The sequence below is a fragment of the Psychromonas sp. MB-3u-54 genome (assembly GCF_002836415.1).
Lineage (GTDB): Bacteria > Pseudomonadota > Gammaproteobacteria > Enterobacterales > Psychromonadaceae > Psychromonas.
Genome location: NZ_PJBP01000123.1, coordinates 1 through 16244 on the forward strand (window position 1 = coordinate 1; position 16244 = coordinate 16244).

The 16244-nt window shown below is 39.3% G+C and carries 16 protein-coding genes and 1 pseudogene; 7 read left to right on the top strand and 10 right to left on the bottom strand.

Annotated elements, in window-relative coordinates:
• Positions 1-7 precede the first annotated feature (7 nt).
• The 6 genes and pseudogenes from CXF72_RS08580 to CXF72_RS08605 form a co-directional block, all read right to left on the bottom strand.
• The gene (locus CXF72_RS08580; protein ID WP_101038559.1) at positions 8-355 is read right to left on the bottom strand and encodes a TraR/DksA family transcriptional regulator; all 348 of its coding nucleotides are present in this window, start codon (positions 353-355) and stop codon (positions 8-10) included.
• An 18-nt stretch (positions 356-373) separates the two neighbouring features.
• On the bottom strand, positions 374-1039 hold the full coding sequence (locus tag CXF72_RS20125) for a group II truncated hemoglobin (RefSeq protein WP_332870227.1): 666 nt from the start codon (positions 1037-1039) through the stop codon (positions 374-376).
• A 110-nt stretch (positions 1040-1149) separates the two neighbouring features.
• A complete protein-coding gene (locus CXF72_RS08595) occupies positions 1150-1401 on the bottom strand; it encodes a hypothetical protein (RefSeq protein ID WP_101038561.1) in 252 nt (83 codons plus the stop codon).
• Positions 1402-1410: 9 nt separating this feature from the next.
• A pseudogene (locus CXF72_RS20215) lies at positions 1411-1509 on the bottom strand (hypothetical protein); the annotation flags it as partial.
• Positions 1510-1608: 99 nt separating this feature from the next.
• Positions 1609-1851 (bottom strand): hypothetical protein, encoded by a 243-nt coding sequence (locus CXF72_RS08600; protein ID WP_101038562.1) that lies wholly within the window; start codon positions 1849-1851, stop codon positions 1609-1611.
• Positions 1823-3922, bottom strand: a complete 2100-nt coding sequence (locus tag CXF72_RS08605) for a hypothetical protein (protein ID WP_101038563.1) — start codon at positions 3920-3922, stop codon at positions 1823-1825. Before CXF72_RS08605 ends, CXF72_RS08600 begins: the two co-directional genes overlap by 29 nt.
• Positions 3923-4464: 542 nt before the next feature.
• Between CXF72_RS08605 and CXF72_RS20220 the strand changes: the two genes are divergently transcribed.
• Positions 4465-4623, top strand: a complete 159-nt coding sequence (locus CXF72_RS20220) for a transposase (RefSeq protein ID WP_198552538.1) — start codon at positions 4465-4467, stop codon at positions 4621-4623.
• A 580-nt stretch (positions 4624-5203) separates the two neighbouring features.
• Here the strand turns inward: CXF72_RS20220 and CXF72_RS08615 are convergent.
• The gene (locus tag CXF72_RS08615; protein ID WP_101038564.1) at positions 5204-5815 is read right to left on the bottom strand and encodes an acyloxyacyl hydrolase; all 612 of its coding nucleotides are present in this window, start codon (positions 5813-5815) and stop codon (positions 5204-5206) included.
• 315 nt (positions 5816-6130) lie between these two features.
• Positions 6131-6892, bottom strand: a complete 762-nt coding sequence (gene miaE / locus CXF72_RS08620; protein WP_101038565.1) for a tRNA isopentenyl-2-thiomethyl-A-37 hydroxylase MiaE — start codon at positions 6890-6892, stop codon at positions 6131-6133.
• A 294-nt stretch (positions 6893-7186) separates the two neighbouring features.
• On the opposite strand from miaE, the gene CXF72_RS08625 reads away from it, so the two are divergent.
• Both CXF72_RS08625 and CXF72_RS08630 read left to right on the top strand, forming a co-directional pair.
• The gene (locus CXF72_RS08625; protein WP_101038566.1) at positions 7187-7981 is read left to right on the top strand and encodes an HAD-IIB family hydrolase; all 795 of its coding nucleotides are present in this window, start codon (positions 7187-7189) and stop codon (positions 7979-7981) included.
• 333 nt (positions 7982-8314) lie between these two features.
• The gene (locus CXF72_RS08630) at positions 8315-9217 is read left to right on the top strand and encodes a metal-dependent hydrolase (protein ID WP_232784920.1); all 903 of its coding nucleotides are present in this window, start codon (positions 8315-8317) and stop codon (positions 9215-9217) included.
• Positions 9218-9259: 42 nt separating this feature from the next.
• On the opposite strand, the gene CXF72_RS08635 is transcribed toward CXF72_RS08630, so the two are convergent.
• Complete coding sequence (locus CXF72_RS08635; protein ID WP_198552539.1) at positions 9260-9892, bottom strand: 2OG-Fe(II) oxygenase; 633 nt, start codon at positions 9890-9892, stop codon at positions 9260-9262.
• Positions 9893-10657: 765 nt separating this feature from the next.
• Here CXF72_RS08635 and CXF72_RS19560 point away from each other — a divergent pair.
• Together CXF72_RS19560 and CXF72_RS19565 are read left to right on the top strand one after the other, a co-directional pair.
• On the top strand, positions 10658-10858 hold the full coding sequence (locus CXF72_RS19560) for a hypothetical protein (protein WP_198552540.1): 201 nt from the start codon (positions 10658-10660) through the stop codon (positions 10856-10858).
• Positions 10809-11120, top strand: coding sequence for a transporter substrate-binding domain-containing protein (locus tag CXF72_RS19565; RefSeq protein WP_198552541.1), 312 nt, complete (start codon positions 10809-10811; stop codon positions 11118-11120). Before CXF72_RS19560 ends, CXF72_RS19565 begins: the two co-directional genes overlap by 50 nt.
• A gap of 400 nt (positions 11121-11520) precedes the next feature.
• On the opposite strand, the gene CXF72_RS08650 is transcribed toward CXF72_RS19565, so the two are convergent.
• Complete coding sequence (locus CXF72_RS08650; RefSeq protein WP_101038569.1) at positions 11521-12036, bottom strand: hypothetical protein; 516 nt, start codon at positions 12034-12036, stop codon at positions 11521-11523.
• A 1010-nt stretch (positions 12037-13046) separates the two neighbouring features.
• On the opposite strand from CXF72_RS08650, the gene CXF72_RS08655 reads away from it, so the two are divergent.
• Positions 13047-14261 (top strand): ABC transporter substrate-binding protein, encoded by a 1215-nt coding sequence (locus tag CXF72_RS08655; RefSeq protein WP_101038570.1) that lies wholly within the window; start codon positions 13047-13049, stop codon positions 14259-14261.
• 20 nt (positions 14262-14281) lie between these two features.
• Positions 14282-16147 (top strand): sensor histidine kinase, encoded by a 1866-nt coding sequence (locus CXF72_RS08660; RefSeq protein WP_101038571.1) that lies wholly within the window; start codon positions 14282-14284, stop codon positions 16145-16147.
• Positions 16148-16244 lie beyond the last annotated feature (97 nt).

Here is a 16244-nt window from a genome sequence, read left to right on the forward strand (position 1 = left end):
GAGGTGATTACATCGAAAGGGCTTGTGCACATTTGATACAGCGAATCGCCGTTGGATCGATTTCCAAACGGCGTACATTGATGTCTTCATCACAGTCAATACAGATTCCATATATCTGTTGATCCAATCGCTTTAGCCCCTGCTCCACACTGATTAATCGACGTTCTCGACGGCGCGAAGATTCAAGTGCCATTTGCTGGATCTGCATGGCATCGACCCTCGATACGCGGCCAACAGCGGCCTGATCCAGAGCCACTGGTTTGATATCATTTGCAGTGCTGGCAAGGGCTACAATGAGCTCTTCCTTAAGGGCTATCAACTGCTTGCGAAACTGAATTATATTATCTGGATGCATGCGATTGTCCTTGTTAATCTAAGTGCCTGACACCATTCTGATTCGTTCTGCCGGAACGCGTAATTGTGCCATTAAATAAATTTTAAATGATGCTTCATAGGGTTGTTGATCGATGGCTTTTTGCATACACAAAAGCCATGCATCCCTTTCCTCAATACCGACTGACAAATGCTTATGCGCTAAGGGAATATTGATACTCCCGTAATGCTCAGCATACAATTTAGGCCCGCCAAGCCAACCGGATAAAAAACAGGACAGCTTTTTCCGAGACTCTGACAAATCACTGGGGTGCATATCTCTAATTTTCTTTGATTTTGAAAAAACATTCATATTATGATAAAAATCATCAACGAGTTTAGTAATACCAGATAACTTTCCCGCCATTGTATAAGAGTTGTCTCCTACGCCATACTCACAACTTTCAAAACTCATCATTGAACCCAAACCTATTTGACGCACTAACGCCCTTGTTAACGGACTAAAAACTGAAAAAGCGAGACACCCGTTCTTTTGATAATAACAGGCCAAATGAATAACCATTCTATATGTACCCTCTCCAGCGGTACACCTAAGGTATTTCTTACCGGCGTTATGACCGATGCCAAAAATAACATTTACTGCATTTATAGGGCTGATTATAGTTTTCCTTTGAGTATTCAGCTGCGTTTTGTGCTTTATATTCATAAAAATACTGATTTAGATCTTGCCTTCAACCCCTTATTTTACACAGTCAAAAAGGCTTGGCTGTCCTGCCTTATTGTTCTCTTTTAGCTTTAAGCGATAGGATAATGCTCCTATTTAAACCATACTTTTCCGCCTATCATTTTATAGGCAGGGGTACCGCGTATTAGCATCTCTCTGGCGAACACGGTTGCGCATTCAGGACAAGTACATTCTTCCGTGGTGAAATTTTTAGTAATTCGCTCTTTGAAGCATTTAACAAGAGAGCCTTTTCCGCCTTTTTTATATTTAAAAAGTGGATGTTGGCATTTGCTGCAATAAATATTCACACTTCTAGAGGGCGCTTTAGTATTTGGTTTTGCCATAAATTTCCTCTAATATTCACCGATATATTGATTACCAGAACCTTGAACTTCACAGTTCTTTTTATTGCGCTCTATCTCCCATTCGCTGATAGGATGATCGTTGTTCCAGCGTTTAAGTAATACACGTTATCAAATTTAAAGCCTGATACATTGCGCCGCACGTAGGCTTAATGTACAACTGAATAGGCGTTATATCACCTTCAATTCCTACTCTGGTTCAACAATATCACGATCAAAATCAATCTTAAAATCACACTGACCATAAACACTATTTTCACCGATTATTTCGCTATTGCCAATAGGGGCACATTTACTCAGATCTATGCGCAGAAGAGGAACCCCAAAAATAGCGGGATTCCTCTCAGGTTTTATTGCAATGAACCGAGGCCGTCTGAACAGCTGCGCCTGCAGCCAGTCATAACTAAGGACATTTCTCGATTGCAATGGCATCAATATCTTCATCGTAAAAGATAAAATAACGCCCATTACGTACATGTGCCCAAGCTCTCAGCCTGAGAGCAAAGGCACAGGTCGAGTCCAGACCAGTCAGCAACGATGCTCCTGAAACATGATAATTGGTGAAACTTCCAGGCAGACCATTATTGGATATATTGCTCGCTAAGGATTGCTCTGTACCAACACCCTTGGTATACCATAAATGCCATCCGTGCAGGCGATTGTTTTCCTGTGATGCATTTACATATAAGTCCAGTGGTGGCACTGCCGCCCACGGGATGACACCGCAGTCATTCATCACACTTGGAACAGTGATTTCGGCATCGGGTCGTTTATTATCCAAAGTGATCACCAGATCACTGTGATCGACCATAACCGGTAGTGGAGCCGGCGGTATGCCATTACCGACGCCGGCACCGTTACGGTAATCGACTGAACCAGAGGCAGTGTTCAGCTTAAGGCCGTTCTTATCAAACACCTCCATGCGCAATATATAGATCCCCGTATCTTCTTCTGCCAACCAGCTCTGCCATACCCCAATCCAATCAGGATTGTACCAGTAATAGTCATTGAAATTACGCATCTCGTACAGGCTAGGTACCGCATTAACTTGATAGGGCCCCAGTTTATGGCTTAGACCAATTAGCGTGCTTTTATCGACCCGCGTATCATTGAGTGTGACATCAATAAATTTGAAGTCATGATCATGACTACCCTGTTTGGCGTAGGAAAGACGGTAATAATAATATGGCGGCGGATCGCCAAGGACCGGATCGCTGCTCGTCAGATGATCACCAAACTGGCCATACACCAACAGGCTATGCCCATAGGCTACATTGCTATAAGGGGTTTGGTTGTAGAGGCCTGTTGTCTGGTTAATTTGATAAACTTCATCATCACCAATGCGAGTGAAGAATACTGGTGAACCAGTTGGTGGCTCATAACAATGACCATTACCACAAATCACCTCTTCATTATCCAGGAACAGATCAATATGGGTATTGTTTACATTCCAGCGTGTACTGGTATACGGATCCATATAGATAACTGTCTTTACACCGTTAACGATCTGAGTGACCTTAATAATAATATCAGGGCGAGCATCAAAGCGCAGACGCCCTCTGCGGAAGTGGAACGGCGACCAGTTAAAGCAGCAGTTGAAATAACCATTGCAATCGGTGTTGGTTTCGCATAATAGAGCCTTGCTGTAAAAGCACAGCGGAAAAACATGCCATGGCGCTAGTTTAGAAGTCAGGGTGAGATTATCCAGACGTGCCGCGGTGGTGTTGTCTAATAATGCGGCTTCGCCCACACGCTTAAAAGTAGTTGCAGAGGCTAGCTGCAATTTTCCTGGCGGCTCTGGTTGAGGATTGATAGTCACCTTCGGCAAAGGTGATGATAATAAATTAATCCCTTGGGATAGGTCAGAAATTCCGCCTAAATCCAATTCTGGCAGTAGATCTGGTCTGGGAAACGGGCGCGGCGGAAAAGGAGGCTCCTTTAGTAAGTCGGGAATGCGTACAACTTGACGGTCAAGAGCCAGATCTGGCCACTTGCGCAACCAAGGCCACCAGCAAGCTTCGCGATCAACATCATATATCTCCACCTTCACAAACGGCACCGGACAGAGTTCGGTATTGCTATCTTGATGAACTAATTTACGGACATGACCACTGACACAAATGCGTTGAGGCCACCAGAGGCGCCACACAGCTAGCGGTAATAAACTATCAAAATGCAGACTGTACCGTTGTTCTTCACCACGCCAATCTGTTGCGGCGAACAGTTTACTATAGGCGCTGGAATGGCGAATTTGTTGCGCATCGCCTATCGGACCAATAATCAGCTGCACCTGAGCAGGTTTATTTAGCCGAACTGAAACACTGTAATTACCTTTATCCTTTATATCTGTATTGCCGATTAGAGCGCCGGCTCTATCGAAAACATAGACGGCTAGTTTCAGATCACCAGATTCACACTCAGCCTGTTCGCGCTGAATGTCACCTTCTATTTTAAAGTTAGCATTTTTCTCAGAATCGGTGGGTTTATCTTTTTTACTCTTCATGTCAAATCTCCTTATCACTTAATGTGGTTATACCAAACGCATCAAATAAGTGATCAGCCTTGCTGGCTAAAATCAAGCCTATCGGTGTAATGAGTTCTATTCAGAACATCCTTCTCTTCACCAGTTAGTAATAAAGCTAAAGTGGTTCAAAATCGTTGCATATGATTTTTTGAAAGGATAATAACTACTTCCTGCAGCTCATTCCTTTCCAGTATTAATTTTCCGACGCAATGCAAGATCACATTTTTAATACATTTGGTATTACGCACTGTTAATGCTTATAGCAAAATATTTGAAGTTATCTATTTCGATGTACATAAAATTTATAAAATCACTAAGCAAGATCGATCATATTTCATCTTTAAATATAGCTATTCATTCGTTATGCGCTAGAGGGCTGCTGATCTTTATTTGAAATTTATACGACAAAGGGAATACCATATAATTTACTCCAGAAAAAAACTTGATCCGCTGCCATGCCCCGAACAATACTCACCGATGAGTTATGATCAAAACTAAAAGCTATTTCTATTGAGGATAGAGTGCATAAAAAATCTGAATATAGACAGGCAATGGAAGGCATTCTCTGGCGCTTGTGTGCTGCTTGCCCTTGGCGTGATTTATCTGATTTTTTTAACTTATGGAATACGATTTATCGCCGATTTTTACTTTGGTCTAGGAAAGGTATCTTGATGAGATGATTTAAAAAATTATCAAGTGATAGTGATGTTGAATGGGAGTTTATTGATGGTAGTGTCTTCGGACTTAAGTTTGTATTATATATTCATGACCTAATTTCATCATCTCTTTCAATAGAAAGGGGGTGGATAATTATGTTGTGTACGCGGACTTATATAGTCCTCTTTACTCTGTGTAGCGCAGCCCTCTGTGGTAGTACCTTTAAGTTTGTTACAAAAAATAACCACGCATACTTCATCATAAAAATGAATGTTCATATTTACGTCTGAAAGCAGTAATACCAAAGGAATTAATGAAGTGATCAATTATTGCGAAGGAAAAATTAGCACTAACAAGGCGTGAGTTGCAGGAGATAGTTGTTCTCACTTCAAAACTCACAACGCAGTTAGGGATGATTTTAACCAGCAAGAGTGATCACCTTTTTAGTTCTTTTGGTATAATTACGTCAAGGCACACCAGGATAGAGCAGGGGCTGCCCGTGAACAAACGGCATAGGGTTAAATACAAGTAAAATACATTTAGCTGTTAATAGTGACTGGTGGAGAAGTGGATGACAGTAAATATGCTAATCAGTTGATTGAACTATTTAAACGCAGCGAATGAAAAATTATAACTCAGGATGATTGAATTTGAACCGGGGTTTCTGCTTGCAAAACCGGCATTGGATAAATGAGAAAGGCCCACGCCCAGACGGGAATTAGCGCTCAGCTTGTATGCCAGTTCAAGGCCAGTGCGGAATTCTATATCAGATCCCAGATCGGTGCTGTCACCTTCGTTATAGTAGCTGACTGCCCAATTTGGAGTCAGTACCCACTTTTCATTTAGCGGAAAGTCATAACGAACACCACCATAGAGCCAGTAAGCTTGATCAGCGTTAACGGCAAAACCCACTGTCGGTATCAGGTTATATACTGATTGAAGTGGTGCAAAACGATACTCAATACCCATCTCTGCAGCCGTATCATTATTAGCATTCCCTATATCAAACACGCCAACGGAAACCGCGATAGAGTCTGATTGCTTAGCAAAAGTAACAGGTGATAATAATAAACAGATGGCAGTAAAGATCATTGCGCTCAATTTGTTGTTTGCAGTGTTTATTCCGCAGTCTTCTTTTGCCTGCTTGATAACCTGATGATTACTTAATCGATGAAGAATTATTTTAATAGGTGATAGAGCAGGAAAATTTATCATTCAACTTCCTTTAATTGCTGCTAGCTAAAAGTGTGATAACAAATAAAGTTTAGTTAGAAATTAGATTTTTGGTAACTAATTATTAACAAAAAACAGGTAGCAACGAAATAGGTATTGTCATAAATTTCAGCCTCTCATCAGTCCTCGCTTGCCGCGAGCAACGGATCTTCCATAAATCAGGCTTGGCAAGTCAATATGCTCCGACGAGAGTGAAAATAAATAATACCGGCATGGTGATGCCTGACATACGAATAAAATTCAAGCAAAACCCAGCGAAAAGAAAGACATGGGGCCACAATAAAATGGAGCCGAGCCTTACAAAAAGCTTGGCTTTCCTGAGTGGAATTTAAAGTCAGAATCAGGTGCTTGAATGAGTTCAGCTTCAACAACAGCAAAAAAAGCAACTCTCTCGGTTATGTCTTGTCCTGAAATATGCTCTGCTAATGCTAAATAATCTTGATAATGGCGCGCTTCTGACCGCAGCAGAGACAGGTAAAACTTTCCTATTTTAGGATCTAAATGCGGTGCTATTTTAGCAAACCTTTCGCAGGATCTTGCTTCTATAAAGGCACCTATTATCAATTTATCAATAAGCGCTTGCGGTTCATAGGTGCGAACCTTTTTTAACAACCCTTTCGCATAACGTGAGCCAGGTATTGATTCATAAGTAATATTATTGTCTTCTATAATTTCTAATACTTGATAAAAGTGATGTAATTCTTCTCTTATCAATAAAACCATTTTATCGACCATATCCTGACCGTAAGGACAGTCGGAACGAGCCTTAATCGACTTTGATAAAACATTCTTGCCTTTAAGGGTTTCTAGATTACCGATACGCTTATAAGCAAATTGTTCATAGGGCTTAACAAGCTTCACTAGTTGCTCTATTCCCTCATCTTTTAAAGCATAACGTTTAAGTAAAAATAAAGCACTTTGGGACGCTTTTAATTCGCATAGCAAGTGATCCCGAAGAAGAATGGGTAAATTTTCTGCTTTTTTAGCTTGATCAACCCAAGAGTCGGGCGTAGTACATTTTAAAAAGGAGTTGATAGGCTCTAATAATTTTTCATACATTATTTTTTATTCAGTTTATTAATAATTTTCAATATTTTAACATGAAAATCCACTAAGAATTATTGATTAATCTAACTATCAGCCCGTCGTAAATACAACATAGTATTATCGGCGTTCGCGCAGCCCCTTAATAACGGACAAAAATGAAAGACTCAATCACTTTAACAAGCAAATATAAAAAACTGTTAAGATATAACCTAGCAAACCACTTAACAGACAGGTTCGGTGAATTGCCCTCACCTGTTAGATCTCGATAAAGTATTATTGATGTTCCATAAGACTTAAGGAAAGAAAGTGTTAAATAATATTAAATTAATAGCTTCAGATTACGATAAAACATTTCATAGAAATAATCAGCTGGATTTAAAAAAAAACCTCATTGCGGTCGAAAATTGGAGAAATAAAGGAAATATTTTTGCAATCAGTACCGGCCGGGATGTTGCAAGCATGCTTCATGAGAAAAAAATCAGAAATATAGATTATGACTATCTTGTATCGCTTAACGGCTCCTTTATTGTCGATGGCAAAAATAATATTCTATTTAAACAAGCACTGGACAATGCGTTAGCCAGAGAGCTGGTTGAAATGCTAAAAGAAAAGTTTGGTGATGAATTGATTATTTCCAATGGATTTGATGGCTGTAATATGACCAGTAAAAAGGCCAGCCTGAGCAATGAAATTTCCAGAGAAGTATATGAAAGAAACGCTAAGATATATTCAAAAACAATAGAAACAGCGCTTGATGGGGAAGTCTTACTTATTGGTTGTTTAAATGATAATTTTGAAAAGGCAAAGATATTAAAAGAAGAAATTCTGCTCAAATATGAGAGTGAAGTAGAAGTATTTATCAACCTAAATTACATAAACATAGTGCCTAAAGGAATAAGTAAAGCCAGCGGTCTGGATATTATTATTGAGCATTCTAAAGCAGACAAATATTGTGTTTCCGTGATTGGTGATGACTTAAATGATATTCCGATGCTCGAAAAATATAATGGTTATGCGGTAAATAATGCGAAAGAAGAGGTTAAAGCCGTCTCTTTGAAAATATATAATAGCGTATCCGACCTAATCTCAGCCGTGAGCTAAGCAAGCTGAAGTCGGAATAAGCATTAAAATATGCCCTTCAGCTCAGCTTCGAATGGCATTCTCGCTCAGTGTGGAAAAATTTGCTTTATAACGGTTAAATCTAATACCGATTTATCTCAGCACACTGACCGTCCTACCTTTTGATCGCCTTTTGTGAGAAAATATTAATTATTGGTGAAGACAGTGGGCAGGCACGTCAAGGGCACTATTATGCTGATGATTCAGCGTTTTATGACGCATGCGCAGATCTGTATTCACACAACATATGTACCGGGGTTTCTTGGGCAAATGGCGATATAAGACGAAGGCTTTTAGCGCTGCACAATAAAAAGAATGGAGTCAACTATCACGCAACCCCAGTATGCATATCAGCCCAAGGATGTCGACCAGATCGTAGTAAGGAATTTCACTTTTGATTTTCCCGAGGACCTTGACCCGATTTGGATACCCGGTAACCCGGTGCGCTCGCACTTGTTTAATGGCTTTTCCCTGATCATGCCTTACCTTGAACCCTACCTGATACATTCAATACTAAGAGCACGCAAGCACATTACAGACCCTGAGTTGCTAAAAGATCTCGCGGGTTTTAATCGGCAGGAGGCAAATCATTACAAGTGTCATCGTAAGTACAATGAATTATTGAAAGCCAATGGCTATCCCGAGTTGGAGCGGCTGGAGAAGCACATGGCCAAAGCTTATGCCCGCCTAGAGAAAAGAAGCTTACGCACTCAGTTAGCCTATTCAGCCGGTTTTGAATCTATTACAAATGGTTTGACTCACTGGCTTATCAACAAACGCGTCGCGCTTTTTGGCGGTGCGGACCGACATGTCAGCTCCTTCTGGATCATGCATATGATTGAAGAAAGTGAACACAAAACGGTTGCTTACGATGCCTATATGGCTTGTTCAGGCCAGTATTTCGCTCGCTTTCTGGGTGTTTTTCACGGCAGTTGCCACGTCATGGGACTGGGATTTTGGGGGATGTGCATTGCGCTTAAAAAAGACAAAATATTGTATCGTCCCAAAACGCTGTTTCAGATAGCCAAAGAAATAGTTAATTTGTGTGTCGCAATAGGTCCTTTTATATTCAGGGCTCTGCTGCCCGGCTTTAATCCCAGAAAAGAGCCAGATCCACAGTGGATGAAAGATTGGGTCAAAGGCCACGCAACACTGCCGAAGGGCGCGCTGATCCCATTGCTAGACACCAGTAACCCAGAGATGCCCGTGCCTTTTTAAGCACCTCAGATGAGTATGTCATTCGCCCTCGCCTTATGTGGCCTATAAGGGCGGATCTACTTTAGCTGTAACGGATGTATTAACACGAAACCATCCCGCAATAGAATAACGATCCCGATTAGCAGCAAGCACTTCATGAGGAAATTCCTCACTTAAGAAGGTAACCAATGTGCCTAAAAGAGGGACGACTTTAATCCCTTGTTGATCGTGCTCATCTTTATATATCACTAATTCGCCACCATCGGCACTCGTCCAGCCAGTATTTAAATACACAACAATTGATAAAATGCGATTAGCTTCACCTCTAAAGGCATCACAATGTCTTTTGTAATAATCTCCAGGTCCATAGTGGGCAAAATGACTTTCGAATGAAAAAAGACCTAAAAATAGACGGCGGTTTAAGAAGCGTTGCAGATTTGAAGACCAATCCAGCCACTTTTCACCGGTTTCAGTGTCCCCTGTAATCCAACAAATTTCATCGGTTCTTACAAATTTATTTTCTGAATATTCATTCCCCCTGCCTATGCCTGCACTTTTAAATTGTTCCGCCTCCATTGTTTGCTGATAATAAAATAATGAACTAGCCAACCTTTCTGGAAAAGCGCCTGGTAGGACACTATATCCTTTATTTTCGATATCTTGAGCTATGACACCAAAAAGTATTTCATCACTCACATTGTCACCCTCTATTGAGGGGAATTGCTTTAGGGCTGCCAAATTAATTACCTATTAATAAAAACATTTGATCATTTCAAAAGGCATATAAGTGCATAAAACAGAAAATACAGGCACCTAAGTACTCAACCGAAAGTTTTCTGATATTAAAGCGCGCCCTTACTGAGTAAACTGCTCAAAAATACTGGAAAATTATGTAAGAGTACCTAGGTTGGCGTTTTTTTTGCAGATTTTAGTCTTTAGCAAAAACAGTGACAACAGCAAAAACAGTGACAACTGTAATAATAGCCCGATAAAGCCGATTGTGAAGTTTAACGGCTTATACATTTTTAGCCATGCTTATCTTTCTGCCCAATTGATCAAAGATGAGGATAAAGATGGTTGGACGATATTTTCTTTTTATAAATAGATTAATATAGGAACGCAGCTAATAATATGTAACATTGCTCTTTCGAGTCTATTAAAAATCAACATAACCCAAAGGAATTAAATGAAGATATGAAACTATTCAAATGACGACTAGCTTCTCTTGTTACACTCAGCTTTGCTTCGCATGCAGATCTTCTGGAAGATGTTCAGAAAAAAGGATATTTGACAGTAGGTACTACTGGTGATTACAAACCCTTCTCTTATTTTGATGGTAAGATTACTCTGGGTACGATATTGACGTTGCCAAACACATTGCAGCTCAGCTAGGTGTTGAGGTTAGGTTTCAGTTGGAAAGGCTTAGTTCCAGACCTAGTAACGCATAAATACGATATCGCCATGGGTGGTATTACCCGTCAGTTTTCCGCAGAACAAACGCAAGGATACATGACCTTTGGTAAGCTATTTTTAGTTGCAAATGGAAAACAAGATCTTTTCGACACTATTGAAGCAGTCAACGTTTCTGAAGTTAAGGTTGGCATAAATATTGGTGGAACCAACGAAAAATTTTCTGAACAAGGCAACTCTGCTCAAGTTTGAAAATAATCTGGATGTACCAAAAGCGGTTGCAGCAGGAGAGGTAGATGTGATGGTAACAGAAACGCCTGAAGCACTTTATTATCAGACTATCAATAACAAGCTGCAGGCTGTTCGTGAAAAGACCCCCTTTACAAAAAGCCAGTTCGGCTACCTGATACCAACGGGCGAACAAAGACTCCTGAATACAGTAAACTTCATTATGGATGAAATGGAGCTAAAAGACGTAGATTTAGAATTGATGAAGAAAAATTCATTGATGTAATTTGACTGCCAATAGCACATTCAAATGATGTAAAAAAAGTGCATCCAAAGGTTTAAAAACTGAACCTATTGATTTGAATAAACACAATGCCATTCAGAGCTAACTCGAATGGCACTTTTTTTATACTCATTCCACTCATTAAATGATCTATGTAAGTCCCGGTAATAAATAACGTGCGAAAATAAGTTACGGACATCCAGTTATTATATTTGTTAATATGTATGCACCTACATTTTTGCAACCTAATAATATTCAAAACCAGCTGATCAAATAATGCGAAAAAGCAGGCATAGTGCTACAGCAAAGTTATTGTTATACAAGGCCAAAAATAACAGCGCATTTAAAAATTCTAGAATCTGTTAATATTAGGCTGCGTAAAAAATAATGTATGACGAAAACGTCAACATACCCTCAGCTCTACCCCCTGTTCATTGCCGCAATATAATGCCGTCTTTGGTTGCATTTTGTCGGAACTATATTGGAATAAGCCATAGGCAATTAGCATCAGAACAATAAGCACAGCTGCAATTTTGGGCTTGTCTTCACCAATATCAGTGAAACCATCACGCTTTGCTTTAGCCAGATCATCCGGATGATAAATAGCTTTACGACAGAACAGAATGGTCACGAAAAACATTCCAGTAACCGCCATAAAAGTATGTAACGTGTAGGTAAAAGCAGTGAGTGAAACGCTGTTTTCAATTTGGGTCGCGCTCATTCCAAGAATTGCAGAGCAGGACATTATGGCTATAGCAAACAAATTTATTGGCGTTTTCGATTTTGCTACTGCCCCCCAAGCACTGTTGATCATGCCACTGGACGGTGTTTTGGAAGCTAATGGCCGACCACAATTGATACAACTTATCGCTTGATCGGATATGTCCTGATGGCAATCCACACATTTAGTCATTCCCATTACTTATTTCCTGCTTGTTGTTATATAACAGTGGATTCCCCATATTTGTCGATAAAAGCAGAGTGTATTATTAAATTCACTGACTATGCATTTTCAAATAAAGTCAGTAACTTCGCACCACTTTTCGGGGACATTAATGATGAGTACAAGTAGAATAAACGTTATTTTTCATAAGCTTTAAAATATACTTTAGCTCAAATTTCAAAGTGCACCTCTTTTTGAGTTCAATGAAGGAGCGCAAGTTAGACATTTCTCGCCTATGAGTTACCTGTTTTTCCAAAATTAGGGGGGAAAAAAGTACAAACCAACACGGGTTATTTATGATGAGCTTTTGTATATTCAAACAAACTTATCTGAGGGGGGATCTATTTTTCAGAAGCATCAACAAATAAAATACTTGCATTAGTTTGTCTGGTCATTGGCAATATCTACTTCGTTACTTAGATAGGTCTACCTTTACAATGACACCTTCTTAAGCTATTTTCACTTATTAGTTTTTTATCCGTGAATGAATCAAAAAACAAATAAAAACATTTTTACTTTGTTGTACATAGCTCAGTAAAACTGAAATAACTACTGAACAATTAATCAATAAAGTCTCGTTTTATCAGTTTTGGCATTATCACCAGTCCATTGCATGAAGAAGCTAAGATTGTCAGTGGATATTTTTTAACATAGGTCCCGTCATTAGCAAATTGCATAGCAAATTGCGAAAATTGATGTGCCAATTTATCTGCCAATGGCTACATATAAAAATAAAATATAATTAATAAATATAAATCAATGAGTTAAAAGACACAATAAACTGGCATGAATCTCGCTATATAGGATTGTAACCTGAGAAGTTTATCAGTGGCGATGAGGATCTCATGTCCTCTCGTGGTTTCACTCATCTAAATTTTCGGCATACGACACCCCCTTATCGCGGCTAGGACGGTCAAGGAGATTTGATAACGATAATAATGGGAAAATATCAATAGAGTTTATATGCCAAAACAGAAGGTTAAAACGTGTCTAAATTCATTTGTAGTTTATTTTTAGTATTTTCTAGTGCACTCTGTAATGCTCAACAGGTAACGGCTGGGCATTACAATATTTATCTAGATGCCGACTTTATAAGTACAAAGGCCGCTAGCGAATCCATTTCACAAGGTATTGAGAGCGCATTATCAGAGGTTAACTTTACCATTATGGGGTACAAGTTCGAGATACACAGTAAGAATCATCAGGGCAATTCTTTACGCAGCAAACAGAATCTCGAACAATTCTTAAAGGACCCACATGCATTACTCGTTTTCTCAGGCCTGCACTCCCCGCCTATTCTTGCCAATCAGAAATTTATTAATAACAACAAAATATTACTATTAAACCCATGGGCGGCGGCAGCCCCCATTACACGCACAATACAATCAGAAAATTGGATTTTCAGATTGTCGATTGATGACAGTAAAGCCGGATATATCATTACTGAACATGCCGTCAAGCAAGGCTTCATTGAACCTTTTTTATTATTAGAAGACACTGGTTGGGGAAAATCTAATGCAAAAACAATGACCATTGCATTAGAAAAAGCAGGCTTAACACCACGAGGTATTACCTGGTTTAACTGGGGATTAGGTAAAAATCATGCCAGTATATTATTACGCGATATTGCGGACAGTGGCGCCGATGTCATCTTTTTTGTTGGGAATGCATCAGAAGGTAAAATACTAGCCCAAGCGATGTCTGAATTACCCGCGCAATATCGCCTACCAATAAGAAGTCACTGGGGCATAACAGGTGGTGACTTTACGCGCGTGATCACCCCGAATATACGTAAGAATCTTGATATTGAATTTATTCAAACCTCCTTCTCTTTTCTAAACCCGATGCTTAACCCATTTCAACGTAGTGTATTAAAAAATGCCATACATCACTTTCCTGAATTCAATAGTGTGTATGATATTCAAGTACAAAGTGGTTTTGTGCATGCTTATGATTTAACAAAGTTATTGATAGCTGCCATTGAGCAATCAGGATTAACAGGCAATGTGATTGAAGATAGGCAAGCAATCAAAGATGCCTTAGAGAATTTACAAAAACCAGTAGTAGGTTTAATCAAAACGTATCAAAAGCCCTATTCTAAATACACAATAAAGACGCCTGATGCACACGAAGCATTGGGCAGTAGTGATTATACGATGGGCTTTTATGGCTCCAAAAATGAAGTTATTCTGCTGAATTGAATTTAGATTAATAGGATTTTATGCCCAGACAGACCATCTCCATTGCAATAACGCGGTTTGTTGCACTCATTTGTATTTTATTAGCACTGCTGATCACTACCTTCGTGATTGAGAAGGTGCTTGAGTCTCACCAGCAGTTGCAAAATCATAATAATGAACGCGAAGCAAAAACGCTCAGTAATAAATACAAAATGTTTTTACATGATCGCTTAATTTTATTGCAAGAGCAGGCAAAATTACCATTAATATTACAAACAGTGATGCAACCAGAGAGCCATTTGGGGAAAATTGGTGACTTTATGCAAGGCATGAGCATGCTAGGGAAAAAGTATAATCAATCCTTGTTGGATTTTGCAGGCAATACCATCTATTCAACAAAGGAAAATCCCACTAATTTTAAGCAACAAACTTGGATACAACCACTGCTCAACTCAGAACAAACAAGTAGCATCCAATTACTCATAATTAATCAGCAATATTATTGGGTACTCTCTGCCACCGTCAGTTATCAGAGTATTATCCAAGGCATTTTACTGATTGAGATACCCATTGCCGAAATTCATCGAGATAAGATACTAGATGGGCTTAGTATTGAAATAGTTAACCAGCAAACCAACATTATTAAATTTGGCGAACATATCGATGGAGAAGTAATTGAAATTACATGGAGTGAGCTACCTGTTACGCTACGCATCACTTTTGATCAAACACTGCTCACTCCAAAGTTATATAATTTACTCTTTGAGCTTGCCATTATTATTGCGGCGGTCACTTTTGCCATCTTAATTGTTGCTTACTTTTATGCCCATTACACCTTTGTTAAACCGTTAGTTTCTTTATCCGCTGCAACCGAGGATTTAGAGCAAGGGTTACAGCAAACAGAACTACACGAAAATATAAAAATTGATGAGTTTGCCCGCCTGTTCAAGCAGTTTAATAAAATGGTAAGGCAGGTTGAACAACGAGAGTCCTCGTTAAAAGAAGCGAACAGGCAGTTAAGCCAAGCCTATAAAGATCGTAAACTCAGTGAGTCACAGTTAGTACAGTCAGAGAAAATGGCTAGCATTGGGGTATTAGCCGCTGGCATTGCTCATGAGATTAATAATCCAATTGGTTTTATTAAAAGTAATTTCCAGATGTTTCAAGAGTATACAGATAGCCTTTGCGCCTATACAAAAGAGGTCAATCAACTATTGCTCGATGAACAACAAACACAGCAGCAACAACTCGCCGTACAACATGATATTGAATACATACTGTCTGATTTACCCCACCTATTGAGTAGCTCGATATCTGGCATTGATAGAGTCAGTGAAATAGTGAGCAGTTTAAAAGATTTTTCTCGCTTAGATGCGCCAGATAAAACCTTAACGGATATTAACGAGGGTTTACAAACCAGCATTAATATGGTCAATAATGAAATAAAGTACCACTGTAAATTGCACTTACAGTTAGGAGAAATCCCTCAGATTATGGTGTATCCAGGTAAACTCAACCAAGTGTTCATGAATCTCATCATGAATGCAGGCCAAGCGATCAGCGATAAAGGCGATATATATATACGCACTTTTCAAGATAACGGTTTTGTGGTGATAGAGATTGAAGATACCGGGAGTGGAATTAATGATCTAGATTTAAAGAATATATTCACCCCATTTTATACCACTAAAGATGTTGGAAAAGGTACCGGCTTGGGATTATCCATCTGCCATAATATTATTGAGCAACATGGTGGGGATATTAAAGTGCGATCGGTGTTAGGAAAAGGAACGACGTTTAGTATCTTACTTGCCATTTATACCCATGATACTTCAAGATGCAAAGTCAGCAAGGAAAATTGTGCTGAGATGCTAGGCATAAAATTGAAGGTTAGTTATTCTACATAGATATTTTATAACAACGCAGATTGGCACAATTTACCTTGCCCTACGGGGCGCAAGGTCGAAAACCAGCGCTGCGTTGCACCCATCGAAAAGGGAATAA